General features: G+C 43.4%; 17 protein-coding genes. 10 read left to right on the plus strand and 7 right to left on the minus strand.

The genetic code is table 11. The annotated features are described in order from the left end of the window. Positions 1-143: 143 nt before the first annotated feature. A complete protein-coding gene (locus WJR50_RS06745; protein WP_341292478.1) occupies positions 144-560 on the minus strand; it encodes a hypothetical protein in 417 nt (138 codons plus the stop codon). Continuing rightward, on the minus strand, positions 557-1,117 hold the full coding sequence (locus WJR50_RS06750; protein ID WP_341292479.1) for an RNA polymerase sigma factor: 561 nt from the start codon (positions 1,115-1,117) through the stop codon (positions 557-559). The genes WJR50_RS06745 and WJR50_RS06750 overlap by 4 nt, the downstream gene beginning before the upstream one ends. A gap of 114 nt (positions 1,118-1,231) precedes the next feature. Between WJR50_RS06750 and WJR50_RS06755 the strand changes: the two genes are divergently transcribed. Further along, positions 1,232-1,567: a DUF6249 domain-containing protein gene (locus WJR50_RS06755; protein ID WP_341292480.1), complete on the plus strand. Its 336-nt coding sequence runs from the start codon at positions 1,232-1,234 to the stop codon at positions 1,565-1,567. 218 nt (positions 1,568-1,785) lie between these two features. Beyond that, entirely contained in the window at positions 1,786-2,394 is a 609-nt protein-coding gene (locus tag WJR50_RS06760) for a hypothetical protein (protein ID WP_341292481.1), read from the plus strand. 264 nt (positions 2,395-2,658) lie between these two features. Here WJR50_RS06760 and WJR50_RS06765 read toward each other — a convergent pair whose 3' ends face one another. Continuing rightward, complete coding sequence (locus WJR50_RS06765) at positions 2,659-3,045, minus strand: response regulator (protein ID WP_341292482.1); 387 nt, start codon at positions 3,043-3,045, stop codon at positions 2,659-2,661. Positions 3,046-3,391: 346 nt separating this feature from the next. Between WJR50_RS06765 and WJR50_RS06770 the strand changes: the two genes are divergently transcribed. After that, positions 3,392-4,345 (plus strand): SMP-30/gluconolactonase/LRE family protein, encoded by a 954-nt coding sequence (locus WJR50_RS06770; protein WP_341292483.1) that lies wholly within the window; start codon positions 3,392-3,394, stop codon positions 4,343-4,345. A gap of 12 nt (positions 4,346-4,357) precedes the next feature. Continuing rightward, on the plus strand, positions 4,358-4,900 hold the full coding sequence (locus tag WJR50_RS06775; protein ID WP_341292484.1) for a DinB family protein: 543 nt from the start codon (positions 4,358-4,360) through the stop codon (positions 4,898-4,900). Positions 4,901-5,092: 192 nt separating this feature from the next. On the opposite strand, the gene pbpC is transcribed toward WJR50_RS06775, so the two are convergent. Then, positions 5,093-7,477 (minus strand): penicillin-binding protein 1C, encoded by a 2,385-nt coding sequence (pbpC, locus tag WJR50_RS06780; RefSeq protein WP_341292485.1) that lies wholly within the window; start codon positions 7,475-7,477, stop codon positions 5,093-5,095. 311 nt (positions 7,478-7,788) lie between these two features. Between pbpC and WJR50_RS06785 the strand changes: the two genes are divergently transcribed. Continuing rightward, on the plus strand, positions 7,789-8,937 hold the full coding sequence (locus tag WJR50_RS06785) for a hypothetical protein (protein WP_341292486.1): 1,149 nt from the start codon (positions 7,789-7,791) through the stop codon (positions 8,935-8,937). A gap of 470 nt (positions 8,938-9,407) precedes the next feature. Here the strand turns inward: WJR50_RS06785 and WJR50_RS06790 are convergent, their stop codons facing one another. Then, entirely contained in the window at positions 9,408-10,052 is a 645-nt protein-coding gene (locus WJR50_RS06790; protein WP_341292487.1) for a PQLLE family protein, read from the minus strand. 690 nt (positions 10,053-10,742) lie between these two features. Between WJR50_RS06790 and WJR50_RS06795 the strand changes: the two genes are divergently transcribed. The 5 genes from WJR50_RS06795 to WJR50_RS06815 all read left to right on the plus strand — a co-directional run bounded on the left by WJR50_RS06795 (position 10,743) and on the right by WJR50_RS06815 (position 14,999). Continuing rightward, positions 10,743-11,477 carry a hypothetical protein gene (locus WJR50_RS06795; protein ID WP_341292488.1) on the plus strand — a complete coding sequence of 245 codons (735 nt, stop codon included), beginning with the start codon at positions 10,743-10,745 and terminating at the stop codon, positions 11,475-11,477. Beyond that, positions 11,458-12,318 (plus strand): hypothetical protein, encoded by an 861-nt coding sequence (locus WJR50_RS06800; RefSeq protein WP_341292489.1) that lies wholly within the window; start codon positions 11,458-11,460, stop codon positions 12,316-12,318. The genes WJR50_RS06795 and WJR50_RS06800 overlap by 20 nt, the downstream gene beginning before the upstream one ends. 175 nt (positions 12,319-12,493) lie before the next feature. Continuing rightward, complete coding sequence (locus WJR50_RS06805; RefSeq protein ID WP_341292490.1) at positions 12,494-13,513, plus strand: hypothetical protein; 1,020 nt, start codon at positions 12,494-12,496, stop codon at positions 13,511-13,513. A gap of 29 nt (positions 13,514-13,542) precedes the next feature. After that, the gene (locus tag WJR50_RS06810; protein WP_341292491.1) at positions 13,543-13,743 is read left to right on the plus strand and encodes a hypothetical protein; all 201 of its coding nucleotides are present in this window, start codon (positions 13,543-13,545) and stop codon (positions 13,741-13,743) included. 56 nt (positions 13,744-13,799) lie between these two features. Further along, positions 13,800-14,999, plus strand: coding sequence for an amidohydrolase family protein (locus tag WJR50_RS06815; RefSeq protein WP_341292492.1), 1,200 nt, complete (start codon positions 13,800-13,802; stop codon positions 14,997-14,999). A gap of 34 nt (positions 15,000-15,033) precedes the next feature. Here the strand turns inward: WJR50_RS06815 and WJR50_RS06820 are convergent, their stop codons facing one another. Continuing rightward, positions 15,034-16,437 carry a M20/M25/M40 family metallo-hydrolase gene (locus tag WJR50_RS06820; protein ID WP_341292493.1) on the minus strand — a complete coding sequence of 468 codons (1,404 nt, stop codon included), beginning with the start codon at positions 16,435-16,437 and terminating at the stop codon, positions 15,034-15,036. 92 nt (positions 16,438-16,529) lie between these two features. After that, positions 16,530-16,976 (minus strand): hypothetical protein, encoded by a 447-nt coding sequence (locus tag WJR50_RS06825; RefSeq protein ID WP_341292494.1) that lies wholly within the window; start codon positions 16,974-16,976, stop codon positions 16,530-16,532. Between the last annotated feature and the right edge of the window lie 22 nt (positions 16,977-16,998).

Consider the following 16,998-nt stretch of genomic DNA (forward strand, 5'->3'; position numbering starts at 1 on the left):
ATACCATTTATTACGCATGTAGAATCCCTGCACAAAAAAAATTTTATTGTGAGATTCGCACCAGCATGACTGATGTCTTCACACGCCAGTGAAAGGAAGACTGACAGGAAATCAATAAGAAGTATTAAGGCCTCTTTGGATGATTAAGCTTCAGGGAAAAGCCTTTTTTTATTCATAAGCCAGTAGTCAGCAAACTGTATCAAGCCGAGCATTACCAAAGAAAATAGTATTATCCATCGTGCTTCACTTAGCCAGTTAAATATCATAATCGCAGCAGGCAACTGATAGATGAAAAGCGATACTGCACAGATACACAAAGTGAAAAGTATACTTAAGCCTACCATGAGCCAATAACGTCTTACCTGTTTTTTGACACTAAACTGCACTGCTTTTTGCGTAACTTTTTCTGCAAAGTTGAGCGGTAAACTTTCCTCCGGTGCCTGCGCCAATGTGTCAAAAAGCAATTGATAGGTTTTATAATCATCCGAAGCCGCAGCAGATGGATCTTGCATATTAGACTCTATCAGCTCCTGTATTTCTTTATCGCTTAACTTTTTCATAAGAGTTCTTCTTTTTTAAAAACCTTCTCAAGTTTTTCTTTAAGTATCTTCCGTGCCCTAAAAATATAGTTTTTTACAGTACCTTCCGGCATTTCACTAATTTCGCCAATCTCGGCATACGACATTTCCTCCAAATGGTAAAGTGTCAGTACAGTACGGTATTGCAAGGGCAACTGCCGGATCAACTCATGTATGTATTGATGAATGTGTTGTCTGTCTATACGCTGTTCAGCATTGAGTTGTATATCTTCCAAACTAAACGAAACCTCTTCCAGGTCTGTTTCCGCATATCTTTTTTGCTTTCTCAGATGGTTAATTGTCGTTCTGTATGCAATACTTGCTATCCAGGTTGAGAGTTGTGACTGAAACTTGAACTTTGATAAGTTCCGAAATACTTTCAGAAAAATCTCCTGACATAAATCTTCTCTTTCTTCCCGCCTGTCTATTAACCGGTTGACCATATGGAATACCAGTTTCTCATGCGCTTTTACAAGCTCACGAAAAGCACCCTGGTCTCCTTCCAATACATGCTTGACTATTGTATGATCATCCTTCATTGCCGCATTAGACAATAACTATTGATAAAGGTTGCAATTTTTTTTTCAGATTTCCTGCAACATAATTTTTGGAGCGCTGTCTAATGCGGCAGAAACAACAAAATCATATTAACTATGGAATTCATTGGACCCGCAATTATTATTGGAACTATCTTTTTTGGTATTGTAAGTATTATCAAAGCTTTCAGTGAGCATTTTCTAAGAAGGAAAATGATTGATAATAATAACCTGGATGAAAAAACTGTAAATGCGCTTAAATTGGAGAGTAATCCTCATACCGCCTTAAAATGGGGGATGGTAGCTTTTTTTGGAGGTATCGGCCTTATTCTCTTAGAGTTCATCCCTCACGCTTATGACTCTCCTCTGCCCTTTGGCATTGAAGCTGTTATGATCTCTTTAGGTTTTCTGGTTTACTATTTTATGGTAAAAAAACAATCTAACCTGATTTAATTTCAAAAGCTGCCATCATGACGTACATGTATGGCAGCTTTAATCGCTTTAAAATTTTCTTCTTAAAGCTTGCATGTAAAATATAAAACCCACTACTTTGTATTACATTGTACCTAACATTAGTTAGTACTGTGCGTAAATTTTAACTATTGGAGCAACTATTTATTTAAAAATCGCATCCTGTAGTTAAGAATATCAACTTTTTAAAGACCTATGCTATGAAAAAGCCTGCAATAGTAAACATACAGATTCAGCCCAAAGGAAAAATATCAAAACTATGCCTGGAGAGAGGGATGCGTTATTTGCAGGATGTAATTACTTATCTGCGAGATTTACCATACGGTCGTATCTCGGATAAAAGAAAACCTGAACTGGTACTGCACGAAGGTCGTGGAACCTGTACTGCCAAGCATGCCCTGTTGGTACAACTGGCTTTTGAAAATAACATCAAAGGAATGCGCTTGGCGCTTTGCACCTATAATATGACAGAAACTTCCCACCCTGAAGTAAAGTCTGTGTTGAATTACTATGGTTTGACTTCCATTCCTGAAGCTCGTTGTTTTATACAGATTAATAACTCCATCTATAACCTGGTAGGCAAGCGAAATGCTTTTCACCCGGAAATCATTACAGAAATTGAAATAGCCCCGGTCCAGATCGCTACCTTTAAGAAAAGATACCATAAAAACTATATTGAAAACTGGCTACAGATAGAAAGAATGCATAAGCGTTGGAGTCCCGATCAGATTTGGAGCATCCGGGAAGAGTGCATTGATGCAGCGGAAGAGAACTGGGAGAGTTGTCCGCAGCTGCTCTGCTGCGCATAAAGACCCTCTTCAACAAAAGCCTGTCAAAATAACTCAAAATACTGACATCACGGCAGCATGTAACATCTAAAGCTAAAAAAATGGTTTTGGCATCCCTTTTGTTCTGTTGATCATCCGATTGAAGCATGGAGGAGGGGAACACCAATCCAAAGCCAGCCTACGGTAGGTAGGCATACTGCTTAAGAAAGTAGTATCATAGATTCCACAGCCTTGACTTCTTTTTGAACACGAGAGTCAAGGCTTTTTTTATGCCCCTCCTGCTGATCAATGCTCCAATACAATCTTGGAAAGCTTCGCTCTGTTCAGAGGTTTGGTGATGTACTCGTATATGCAACTGAAGCTCAGAGCACGTTCTTTATCCGCTTCGCTGATTGAACTGCTTAACATATATACCCGGGTGTCACCATGATTTTTCCAGAACTGGTACTCGTATCTTTCCAAAAACTCATATCCATCCATCTCAGGCATATTGATATCTATAAAAATCAGATCCGGATACATTCCTTTTTCCTCAGCATCCTGCAAATATTCTAGTGCCGACCACCCTCCATCCTTAATTTCATACTCATGTATGAAATCAGTCCGGCTCAGGATTGCATCCACTGTGAAATTATTTATTTCGTCGTCATCAATAACCAGCACTCGTGTCATAAAAAGTTTGAATAGATAGTAATATTATTACCTGAAGATTCTATTTCTGTTAAAAGTCTACAAAAAAAGCGAGTATTTTCTCAAATTAAATATAATATATCCAGAAATCAATATATCTAAGCATATTAAAAAGTCACAAAACACATCATATTTTTTAAAACTTTTCTGAAGCTTATCTTTTTGTGCTTTAGTTTTTTCAACATTAATGTGTGAATGACTAAAATAAGCAGCCCTATGAAGCCTGAGAATGAAGTATATTTCTGTAGCAAAATAGAGGCTACTTTGTCTGAATAATTTATTTTCTATAATCTTGTAATTACTGTCAATAGTGAACACACCTAATCTTATGAGAAAAAATATCATCTGGAAGCTATGCCTGCTCATTGGCCTAATGAGTGCATGCTCCTCTAACAATGAAACTACTACTACTATGGAGGCAACACTTTTATTTGAAAACACCGCCTTACTGGGAGAAGGTCCGATCTGGAACCACGAAACCCAACAGCTTTATTGGATAGACATAGAAAAACGCCAACTTCACCTGTATACTCCTGAAACCAATGAAGATAATTTTTTTTCAACCGGGGAACGTGTGGGGACAGTAGTACCTATTGAAAGTGGAGGGGCATTGGTCGCTTTGGAAAATGGTATCCATAGCATGGATCTCCAGGACGGTGAACTCACTTTCATCGCCAATCCATTGGAAGATAGCATTCGTTTCAATGATGGTAAGTGTGACCCCCTGGGTCGGTTATGGGTAGGCTCTATGCATCTTCAGGGTAAAAAGGGTGCTGCTTCTCTTTATATGATGGACCAGAACCAGGAGATCACCCAAAAACTGGATAGTGTAACCATTTCCAATGGAATCATCTGGTCGCTGGACAACTCCACCATGTATTATATTGACACCCCTACCCGACAGGTAAAAGCATTTGACTATGATATTGAAAGCGGAGAAATTTCTTCCCCCCGGGTGGTGATCAACGTACCGCAGGAAAACGGAGCACCTGATGGTATGACCATTGATGAGGAAGGTATGCTTTGGATTGGTCACTGGGGAGGCGGCATGGTAGGTAGGTACAATCCGGAAACAGGTAAGATGGTACAAAAAATTGAGGTACCTGCGCTGAATGTAACCGCCTGTGCCTTTGGAGGAGAAAATTTAGACAAACTATACATCACAACTGCCACTATTGGCATGAGCGAAGAACAAATGGAGGAATACCCTCAGGCAGGAGGCTTATTTGTCGCCGAACCCGGCGTCAAAGGTGTGCCTGCAGATTTCTATCGTGGATTATAATAATGAACCAACATGAGAAAAATATTTTTGACAGCCCTGCTGCTCAGCGGGCTCGCTCTGCAAGTAGTTTTTGCCCAAACGGAGATTGCGCTTGAAAATGAGTTTGCCGATGATTTCTATCCGGTGTGGCAACGTGCCGGTGAGTATCTTCTGGAAGTAGCGGAAGCTATGCCTGCCGAGCTTTATGATTATCAGCCCACTGAAGAGATTTTTACTTTCTCAGAACAACTGATGCATACTGCCGCTAACATTTATTTTCTGAATGCTACTTATATCTCAGATGAAGAAATGGAAGACTTTGACCTGGAAGCGGATGGAAAGACTAAAGAAGAAATCATAGCTTTGTTGAGAGAAGCTATCGCTACAGTAGATGCTTCCTATCAGGAATTAGCGGCAGATGAAGAAAATGAGACGGTCAACCTATTTAACCGAATTGAAACCAATAAGAAAAGAGTGCTCATGCTTATGCGCGACCATATGACGCATCATCGTGGACAGTTAGTAATTTACCTGCGCATGAATGGTATTGAACCACCAGCTTATGTAGGCTGGTAAATTTGTAATGCTCAGAGTTCTCTGTGAGTAACTCTGAGCAGGTAAAGAACTGGCAGATTTTAGAAATCTGCCAGTTCTATTGCCCATGGCCTGTGTCTCCACAGGTCCCCACTAGAGAACTTTGAAGCGTTATAAATGCTCAGTGTTCTTACGGGAAATTTTAAGCATATAAGATCTGCCAGACCTGCTTACTTATCTGACGCCAGGTCTCCTCTGCTCTTTACCTAAGACCGTAAATCTTCGTTCCAGTTTTTCTCCCTGCTCGTCAATCAGCGTTATGGTATGTTCTCCCGGCTCAGGACTGAGGCCCATCTGATGCTGATCCTGCGTCTTACCCAGATATTCTCCATCCAGGTGCCAGTAAATGCTGGCTTTGGGATCACGGTGGGCAGCATCAAAAATGGATTTCCCCCTCTTGCCATCCAGCTCTTTGGGTACATATATCTGCGCATTATCATAGGGGTAAATCAGTTGCAAAGCCAGATGCTGGTTCAAAGGCTGGCAATCTGCTCGGAAAGGAGGTAACTTACGATAAGCAGGATGGTGGCGGCGGTAATACCACTCTTGCACCGCGGGTAAGACAAACCAGCTTTGGTGCTGCATCTCTCCTACTACCGCGCATTCGCTATGCACCTGGTACTGCCCTTCACTATCCAGGTGCACCATTTGATGATAATTACAAACCGCGGACTTTAAGCCTGCCCGAGGAACATCCATACGTACGGTATCCTTACAATGTCTGGCAGCACGATAACCGCTTTGCTTACTGATCAAGGCACTCGCCATATCGCTTCCCGGATAGTCAAACCAGTCGGATTCGGGCAGAAGCTCTGCGATGTCAAACAAGATGGGTGCCGCTGCCGTGAGGCCGGTAAGTCCCGGGCGACCTTCACCATCAGCATTGCCTACCCAGACACCTACCACATAACGGGAACTCAAACCTATCGCCCAGGCATCACGGAAACCAAAGGAGGTTCCGGTCTTCCAGGCCAGTTGGGTAGAAGAATCAAAATACTCCCAACCACTCTGGTTATTGGGCCTTCTTACCTTGGCCATCGCTTCCAGTGTATACCACATAGCGCCTGCATCCAGTAGTCCATGCTCCTGCCTTTGTACTTCTTCCTCTCTTTCTTCGCTGAGCTGATAAGTAGGCGCATGATAATCTGCTACTGCATACCGCTTAGGCTCAGGATATTTGAAGTAATGATTCATGGAGCGGGCCAGGCTGGCATACATCCCACTCAGATCCCAGAGGGTTGCTTCTGCTCCTCCCAATATCAGGCTTAAGCCATAATAGCCGGGAGCTTGTGTCAAGGTCGTCATGCCCATACGCCGGAGTTGAAAGTGGAATTTCTCAATGCCATAATCCCTCAGCATATGCACCGCCGGTATGTTGAGCGAACGTGCCAATGCCTCATCAGCAGCAACTGCTCCATCATAAGTTTCATCAAAGTTTTTGGGCGCAAAGCCATCAATATAGGTAGGCACATCGGGCACAAGGGCATAGGGCAACAGGCTACCTTCATGCAGCATGGCCGCGTATAAAAAGGGTTTGAGAATACTGCCGGTACTGCGTTGGGCGGTAACAATATCTACCGAAGCACTATGCTCACTTCCATTTTCCGGACGGGTATTGCCAACATAAGCGATGGCCTCTCCACTTTCCACATCCAGCACTACTGCGGCAGCATTGTAGATACCGTTTCCTTTCAGTTTCTGATGATGCTGCGCGATGATCTGACTGACCTGCTGCTGCAATGGGGGCGAAATACTGGAACGCACTCGTTTACCTTCCTGCCCCTCCTGCCTGATGCGGGTCAGCAGATGGGGAGCCAGGGTGGGCAAGGCATTGGGTCTGCCCGGCAGAGGTTCACGCTTGGCCAGCACAGTGCTCATTGAATCTATTACATCTTTAGCATAAAGCTTATCCAACAGGCGGTTGCGCTTGCGCATCAGTTCGGGAGAGTTTTTACCCGGATACACCAGTGAAGGACTATTGGGCAGCACGGCCAGGGTAGCCGTCTCCCCCCAGGACAGTTGCTCCGACTGCCGCCCGTAATAGCGCCAGGCTGCGGCTTCCAGCCCTACGATATTACCGCCGAAGGGAGCATGAGCAGCATAGAGCGCCAGTATTTCTTCTTTGGAATAGGCCAGTTCCAGGCGGGAAGCCAGGATGATCTCTTTGAGCTTCTCCCATACCGTTCTGGCCTGTCCGTTGCGCGACAAGCGGATCACCTGCATCGTAAGGGTACTGCCTCCACTTACCACACGTCCCGCTTCTATGTTTTGCTTAGTAGCTCGCAATAAAGAAAAGGGATTAAAGCCGGGATGAGATTCAAAATAATCATCCTCAAATGCAATGATGGCTGCTTTGAACTTATGAGACACACTATCGGACAGGGGAAAGCGCCATTGTCCGTCGGAAGCAATGGCTGCACCCAGCAGTTGCCCGTTCCTGCCTTCCAGCACCGTAGAGTATACCGGCCTGAAAAGCGGATCAGGCAGTGCCCAATAATAACCTAAAGCGGCTATCAGGAGTACAATTAAGCCAGATACTTTTAACCTTTGTTTAGACATGTATATTCCCTGTTCCCATCTTTATTATTAAACAGAATGCCCGGCAAGCTATTATGTATTTTAGGATTTAAAACATTCCTGCTTATTTTTCATACTTAGCTGTAAGCACGGTACGCGATTTAGCTGTAAGGACCTTTTGTATAAATTGTTGTCAACACTTCTCTAACGTTAAATTGAGCAATACCATAATATGTATACTTGTATTTTTAACCTAAAACCTGCAACCTTTAACTTTTAACCAGACCCTGAGACAAGCTCAGGATAAACCTTTAACCCTATAAGCACTTATAAGCCTGATGCAAACTTAGCTTATGCATAAAGAAAAAGAAATACAGGATACTACTGCACAGGATCAGCAGAAAGAAGAGATCATCCGTAAGCTTAAGGAAACGGATAATCCTCTGGTGTTTCGCCGTGTCAAAGCGGTGCTGGAAGAACTAGATACCCTTGACCGCATCCATCATGTGCCTGCCATACAGGAGCTCATAGAAGAAGAACGGAATGAAGATTATGAAATCCGTACCCGTCAGCACTTCAGGCGGGACACTACACTAAAGCGATATGATGCGCGTTCGGCACAGCCGATGTTCTACCTGGGTATACTAAGCCTGGTACTCATCGGCGGCCTGGTCACTGCTTTTACAGAGGAAGAACTCTCTCCTATTTTCCTTTCACTTCTACCCTGGCTCAGCGGCCTTTGCGGCTTGGTGTACCTGCTGTTTGCCTTAGATCTTGCGCTGCTTTTCTATAAAAGACAACAAAATAAAGAAAGGATGAACCCTAGGGAAAAAAAAAGGCGGCTGCTCACCCTGCTTTTTCCTCCCCTGCGCATCGGTTCGCGCGATATTACCAGCGGCAGCCATATCTGGATTCCCGTTTGGCACTGGTGCAAGGTAAACGAAGGCTTATTTACCGAACTCAAAAGACGTTTTGTACTGCCCATGATCGGCATTGCTTTACTGATTGTACCGGTACTCATCATTGAATGGAAATTTCTGGGAGAGATAAAGGAAGAGATGCCCAATCTCAAGATTGACCTCATCCTGGATTCTGTACAAACCTTTATCTGGTGTGCTTTTACCTTTGAGTTTCTTCTGATGATTTCTATCAGCAACCGTAAGATGCACTATGTGAAGAAGAACTGGATTGACCTGCTGATTATCCTCCTGCCTTTTGTGTCCTTTCTGCGTACGCTACGCATCTCCCAGATTGCCCGACTTAAGTACGCTACCCGTTCTTTCAAACTCCGAGGGGTGATCACCAAAGCCCGGCAGGGATTGATCTTCGTGGATTTTCTGCAAAGAATCCTCCGACTGAGGCCGGAGACCGAGCTTAAACGGCTGTACCGCACTTTACGGGAAAACCAACGCGACCGTGAAGCCCTGCAGGAAAAGCTGGTAAATGTTGTGAAACTGATGGAAAAGAACAAGCAGAGAGCGCAAGAGGAAGAAAAGGACTGATTCGCTTTTTTTTAGCACATTATTACAATGCTTAATAGGCCTCCCCTGAAGAATTCTTTTATCGATAATCTGCGCTACATAATGCGTTAACATTCAAACGCTACTTTTGACATACTTTCATCAGCCTATTAGAATTATCTAAAATGCTATAGCAAAGGCAATCTTCTCTGAGGATTGCTTTTATTTTTTGATAACGCTAAGGAAACAATGCGTTAACAATCCTTGTATAGCTTTGTCCTCTCATATGATTTATGTGAAAGTATAAAGGCAGGTGCACACATGTACCTGTTTTTTTATGGCTTTCCTTAAAAATGAAAGGAAAATAAGCCAGTCTTCCCGCAGTGGCTCTTCAAGGGTGCTGAGTTACTTTAGGTTAATGCTTGTGATATGCTCTTGAATTGTCAAATTACAGATTACAATTGATTGAATTCACTAATATTCACTCATCATTATTCATCGATCATTAATCTTCACTGAAGAGAGCGCACCCGGATACCGAAGGCTTCCAGTTTCTGAGGAGAGTCTTTCAGGGCCAGTCGTGCTGTGGCATGGAATTCCTTAACCCAGTTTTTCAGCAGCTTCGCCGCCTCGTTCTTACGTTCGGTACAGCTTTCTGCCTGCCCTTTTTTCAGCATACGGTCATCGCGTAGCGCCAGGATAGCTTCTACGGATGCCTGGGCCTGTTGCAATTCTCCCTCGCTCACCCCGTAACTGACCATCTGTTCGGTATAGGCCATCACCTGGGCATAAAAAGCTTCGGCCTGGGCTACCCACGTCCAGCGAACGCTGGAAATCCTGCTGATGTCTAAGGCATTCAGCGTTTCGGGCTGGTGGCGAAAAGCAAAGCGGGCAGTGGCCACATGTTCCATAAATACAGGGCGAAGTACCCCAAGCTCCTGCGTAATACGGTTGGCAATATTCCAACGCTCATCGTAGCAGCTTTTCTTACTGTCTTGCAACGCTTTCACCAGGCTATGCAGATTTTCTCCTTCCTGCATCCGGTTAGCGTTAAAATTAAAGCGTGCCATCAGCCGGGCAAACTCCGGATCTTTAGCGGTATTATTGATGATCAGGCGGCCTGCCATCAGAATGTCGTTGACTGAAACCAGTTTCATATTGTTATTATTTTGGGTACTACCCTTTTGCCCGGGCAGGGGCAAAAAAGCAGATAAAGTAAAAGAGAAATAAAATGGCTTACCTGCCTTATTCCGGGGAGATCATACAGAAGTAATATCCGCTGCACTGACGTCAAATCACTGGTAATCAGCGCACAGCGTGGGGGCATATAGCATACTTTGCGGTGAAGTATCCCAAGTATCTCGCATATCACTTACATTTGAGTGTAAATCGTCAGGATATCTTACATAGGGGTGATGATTCGCGTATAAATTGTCAGTAAAACACCATCTCTGGGCCATGATTTACGAGTGAAATGCGTATCAGAGGCGACATCTTGTCATGTTTTTATGATGTATCATGAGTCCAATACCCTGTTACAGGTATGATTCAGTATAGAAACAACAGGGTGAGGTGGTATTAGCGGGAGAGTTCAGATGAGAAATGCATCAGGGAAAGGGATTCTGCTCTGCTGTTCCGGCTCAACCTTCAATACGTATTGCCAAAGCTAGATAAGCATTGACCAAGAGGTAAATTCAAAAAGTATAGTTTTCATACATTATCTCATAAAGGTTGTGGAACACCCTATATTAGTAGTGACATATTGTAGATCAAGCCAATATGTTGCTGTTAGAGGTTGGTTGTGTGTTATTACATCAGACATTAGCAAAGCGTGTATTTGAAAAAGCATGAGTGTATTTACTTTTCATCTTACAAAAACAACTGTCAAATCTGCTATTAAGGCTCTCTGGGCCCCTCCTGAAGCAGGAAAAGTACCTGGCTTGATTCATACTGAATGTATGACAGCTATGACTTTAGGCTCTCCAATTTTTTCACCTTCACGAATACTACTTCGTCAGATAGCAGTATTCGCACAATGGGAAGATGAAGCAGCTATTGATAATTTTCTGGAAACAAACAAGTTTGGAAAAACACTAGCAAAAGGGTGGCATACCCGTTTAATATATTTGCGAAAATGGGGCCATATAAATGAATTTGAGATCCCAAGCAAAAGTAAGATCATAGATGAACCCGATAAACCTGTGATTGCTGTTACTCTTGCTCGTATGAAACTTTTACAAGTACCTAGATTTATACATTGGGGAAGGCCTGTTGAAAAACTAGTTCGTGATCATCCTGGTACTTCTTTATCATTGGCAGCAATTAGGCTTCCACGAACCGTTTCAACTTTTTCAGTTTGGAGGTCTCAGCAGGAGATGGTTGATATGGTTCATGGACATAGTTCTGTTCCTCAACCTAAACGTCATACAAAAGCAATGAAAGAGAGAGAAAGGAAGGATTTCCACTTTCAGTTTACAACGCTACGCTTTAAACCAATTGCAGAATTCGGAGAATGGGAAGGACGCACCAATATTATTCCAAACCTTATAACAACCAATCAAAATGAGGCTAGCTTACCATAAGCAGAAATTTCAAGATTGGTTTACTCAACAATGGGCAATATTATGGGGCAAACGCATTGATCCCAAAGCTGTACCTTGGCTGATGGGAGCCTTTGGGGAGGTTGGCTCAGCATCCAATGCTTTTATTCAGCAGTTAGCGAAACATGAAAACCTCATAATAGAAAGAAATGCCAAATCACAAGGCCTTATACCCGCAATAGATCAACTAAAATTATCTGAGGAAGAATTAGCTCTTCTTTTGCCTGAGGTCACAGAATTCTACCAAAAAACTTCCAATTATAATTTAACAATCTCTGTAAAATGGAATCCTATATTTAAGCTTTTCGGAAGTCTTGTTAATACTTTATTCAGCAACCGCATTGAACAACTAAATATACCAACCAAAAACTTGAAAAGTTCAGAACAAATCAGAAGTGAAATAATAACACTCTCCGACCCTGAATCCAGAGAGATTAAATATAAGGTTTGGTATCGCACCTTCAAATCAACTGGGCAAGTACTGTATTCTGGAGTATACACTACTTGTAAGTTACCATCTGGCAAAACTTGTATTAAAGCAGTGTTTCCATTACCAAAAGGAAATGCTACAGTCATAATGTCGCCAAGTGTAGGGCCTAATGGAGAACTTCGTCTGAATTCATCAGGCAAAAAGTTTGGTGACCCAGGGTTTTACTTCTTACTCAATGATTCAAAAGGAGACTTTTGGTGTCAATACATTCGCTCATTTCGTGACCAACTGATTGTAAACTTAAGCGAAGGAAATATTTTTGCAGAACAGACTTTAACTCTATGGCACCAGCATGTTCTTCAGTTTAATTATCAAATAGATCGTAAAAAATAAAAAACATAAATTCATGTAGACGTCTGACAGTCTATTAAACACCAGTACCCCTCACAAAGGATATAGCGCATATCTTTACTAAGCTTTGAAAGTAATCATCAAAACTGATATTTTAGGGGATATGACATGCGCCTTGCACGGCAAGTCCTATCCATAGGGTACTAAAACGAATGGTATGCATAAGACAATGGTATTCAACAGAAACCTCATCAGCTTTGGGGTTCCGTTGGCCTTATTGGGGGTTCTGGTTTTGTTGCTAAAATCTCCTTTTCCAGTAGAAAATGAGGCTTTGAGTCTGGCGATCACAGCCGACCTCTTACTGACCGTACCACTTGTTTATTTTCTTCTCATTCGTAAAACAGAAATCCCAAAAACTACGGTACTTCCCGTGATGCTTATCGGACTGTTGATCGGCTCGTACTTTTTGCCGAAAGAGAGTCAAACCTATCTGGGTCTCTATAAAACCTGGGCGTTGCCAGTACTTGAGCTTACCATACTAAGCTTCGTGGTGGTCAAGGCAAGAAAAGCCATAAAAACATACCACGGGCTGAAAGGGGCAACCCCTGACTTTTATGATGCTTTGAAAAGTGCCTGCTACGAAATCCTTCCCAGGCCCCTTGTCATACCCTTCGCCACCGAAGTAGCGGTATTCTACTATGGCTTTGTCCACTGGAAAAAGCGAAGCATCAGAGAGACTGAATTCACCTACCATCAAAAAAGTGGAACACCTTCACTTTTCGGAGGGTTAATCCTGCTTATCATTATTGAGACCATTGCCTTACATGTTCTTCTTATCAGATGGAGTCCTATGGCTGCCTGGATTTTAAGCGGGCTCAGCATCTACACAGCCATTCAGGTATTTGGGTTTGCAAAAGCGCTATCCCAAAGACCCATATCCATGGGCAGTGGAAAGCTAAGTTTACGGTATGGTATCATGAACGAAACGCACATTCCCTATTCAGACATTGCTTCAGTGGTTTTGTCCAAGCAAGAACTTGGAAAAGATAAGCGGACTACGACCTTATCTCCTCTGGGGGAACTTGAAAGTCATAACATAATCATCACGCTAAAAAGAGAAAACACCTTAGTTGGGCTTTACGGTATCCATAAGAAATTCAAAGTCATCGCACTGTACATAGACGAAGCTGATGACTTCAAAGAAATGTTAGAAAACGCCTTAGATCAAGCTGTCTGATGCATACCCAATGCAGCAGTATACTGTATTTGAAAAAGAAGTTAATGCGCTTTAGAGGTGACCTACAGCATACTTATGACAAAAACTTCAAACAGGTTTTGACTAAGCTGAAGTTTGAGCTTTATGCAATCTATGTTAATGCGGGTATCAATGCAATTCAATTGATCACCTTGCTTTATGTGATCAATGGCTATCTTAGAATAAAAATCAATACAAGCACTGCCAGCTAGGTATGAGGGGCATTAAACGACTGCTTCTGCCGGGCATAGGCTAACATACTCAGAATATGAAAAAATTTACCTTATCAGTCCTGATCACTTTGGTACTTATGGGTTGTTCAACCCCCGACACCTATGAGTTGGTCATTCAAAATGTTGGTCTCTTTGATGGATATGAGGATAGAGGATTGGTAAACATTGCCATCAACCAGGATACCATAGCCGCAATCACGCCTGAGGAATTAAGGGGTGACTCACTTATTGATGGTTCCGGTAAATTTGTAATCCCCGGGCTGGTCAATGCCCATGTGCATGCTTCTACTATTGAACAATTACAAGAAGGCTATCCTCTGGGTATACTTACGCTACTGAATATGCATACCGGACTGGAAGACAGAGAACTGGAATGGAAAAAGGTTTCCCGCGACTCCATGGGGTACTCAACGCTATATGGCGCTGGTCATGCGGCAACAGTTCCTGCTGGTCATCCTACCCAGTTTAGTCCGGAAATGGAAACCATCAATGACTCACTTTCCATAGAAGATTGGGTAGCGCATAGGATTGCCAGTAATGTGGATTACATCAAAATTATCCGCGAAAACAGTGAATGGATGGGTATGCCTGCCCCTCCTACGCTAAGCTACGAGCAAATCGGGAAACTAATTGAGATAGCGCACCAAAAAGGATATAAAGCCGTGGTGCATACTTCAAGGGCAGAAGAAATGATTGAAATTGGAAAATTTAAGCCGGATGGATTTGTCCATATGGTATCTTCAAAAGACGACTTTCCTCCGTCAGAAGCTTATTATGAGTCTCTTGCTGCAAGCGGTGCTTTTGTGATACCCACGGCGGGCATTACCCTCAAACCTATGGAAGCTATGTTGCCTCCTCCTATGGCCGAGTGGATAAGGAATAATATTATGTCTTCCGAAGAACATGCGCAGGTGATCAGGAAAATGCATGAACATGGAGTGTTGATCGTTGCTGGAACAGACGCTCAGGAAGGGCAGATGGATTTTGGAGAGGATTATTTTCTGGAGTTAGAAGTCTACAAAATGGCAGGCTTATCCAATGAAGAAATATTAAAAACAGCTACTGGTAATGCTGCAAAAGCTTTTGGATTGCCTATCGGGGTATTGAAAGTGGGGAGCAAAGCCAACCTGCTTCTCCTCAGAGATAATCCCCTGCTTGACATAGATAATATTAAGAATGTAGAACAGGTATGGAAAAATGGCAAAACTAAGCAGGCACGCGTTACACTGCGTTAAACGCGCGCCAGATTGTACTAAATAAACTCTACGATTACCTTCCTCTTTGCTCCTGGTATAAGCCCTGGCTGTCAATGAGGTAAACCAGAGAAGTCATGGCAGCGGCACCCAGCAGCAGCTCACGCTGGTTAACGATCTCAAATACATCCTGGGCAGAGTGGTGCATATCAAAATAGCGCTGGGAGTCAGGACGTAAACCAATCAACTCTACTCCCTGAGGTTTGAGGGCGCTGATGTCTGCCCCGCTACCCCCTTTGTCAAACTTATGCAGGTCATAAGGGGCAAGCAGAGGAGCCCAGCCCTGTATACGTGCATAGGCTTCATCGCTTACGTCCAAGCTAAAGCCTCGGGGTGTAAAGCCCCCGGCATCCGATTCTATCGCAGCATAATGTTTTTCATTGTTCTCCTCTGCCAGTTCAGCGTATTTCTTACCACCAGCTAAGCCGTTTTCTTCATTGGCAAATAGTACCACTCTGATGCTACGCTTAGGTTCATACCCTATGGCTTTGAGGGTGCGTAATACTTCAATGGAATGTACTACGCCAGCACCATCGTCATGCGCGCCTTCCGCCAGATCCCAGGAGTCCAGATGTCCTCCTACCACGATGTACTCTTCAGGCTTTTCAGTACCGGTAATTTCTCCCACCACATTATAAGAGATTTCATCTTCCATCATCTGGCAGTGGGTTTCAAAATAGAAATCAAGTTCAGGATCATCCTTTAGCAGATCACTCAACAGCTCAGCATCATTGGTACTGATGGCGATGGCAGGGATTTTAGGCACATTGAAAGTGTAGACTGTGCTTCCGGTATGCGGATAGTCATCAAAATCAGTAGAGAGTGAACGTACAATGGCTCCCACTGCGCCATGCTTGGCTGCTTCAGAAGGACCACTACGACGCTGATTGCCCGCCATACCGTAAGCTGCTCCGGTCTGTATCTGTGTCTGGTCCATTGGACGGTTGAAGAAGACGATCTTGCCCTCTACTTTCTCACGTCCTAAGGCTTCCAGTTCCTCAAAGTTCTGTACTTCTACCACTTCAGCTACTATACCTTTGGGTCCGGTCCCTACCGCATTACCCAGCGCAGTAATGTTTACTTCCTGTGTACCCAGCTTTTTAGAATTGACGATACGGGCAATCTCTTTTTCTCCTCTTACCCAGTGAGGCACTGTTACTTCCTGAAGAAATACCTTATCAAAGTCATAAGCTTCCATGAGTTGCTTGCCCCACTCTACAGCAGCGGCATTTTGCGGTGAACCGGCTACCCGTCCGCCAATATTCTTGCAGAGGTAACGCAGGTTTTCATAAGCTTCACCCTGGGTCAAAGTCTCATCATAAATACTACGGATCATCTCGGCTTCCTCTTCTTGCTGGGCGAACACAACAAAGGAACAGCATAGTAGAAAAAAGAAAAGTACTAATCGGTTAGGTTTCATAGGATAGTGTTAAAGTTCGTGGTGTTATAGTTTTTTTGGGGGAGAAGTCTTAGTTGTTAGCGCCTAAATTTTCAATCTGTAGTTTGCAGTTTTCAATCTTCAATCAATTCAGCATCTTTCAGTATGTACATCATACGGTCGGGGTCATCAGGGTTTAGTTCCAATCTCCCTCTCACCGTGATGGTTTCATCGGTTAGTTCAACGGACTCAGTGGTAAATACTTCCATGACTGTCTCCGGTCCGGCTCCGCCGCAGAAGAAGCAGGCAGCGATAGGCAAAGATGAGAGGATAAAATATTTGGGACCTAAGTACACCTCGTAAGGAATCATGTACCCCTCTACGGTGATGGTCTTTCCATCCAGGCTTTTTGCTTTATCACCAAACACCGGATAAGCTATTTCATAGCCTTCAGCTTCATCAAAACGGTCTTTGATCTCCACATCGGCCAGGAGTTTCCAGGGATTGGCAGAAGATTGAGCATACACATCAATACTCAGTATACAAAACAACAGGCAAAGGCATCGGCTGGCAATCAACATGATCTTCTTTTATACTCACAAA

The organism is Catalinimonas locisalis (assembly GCF_038039535.1).
In the GTDB taxonomy this organism is placed as follows: Bacteria; Bacteroidota; Bacteroidia; order Cytophagales; family Cyclobacteriaceae; genus Catalinimonas.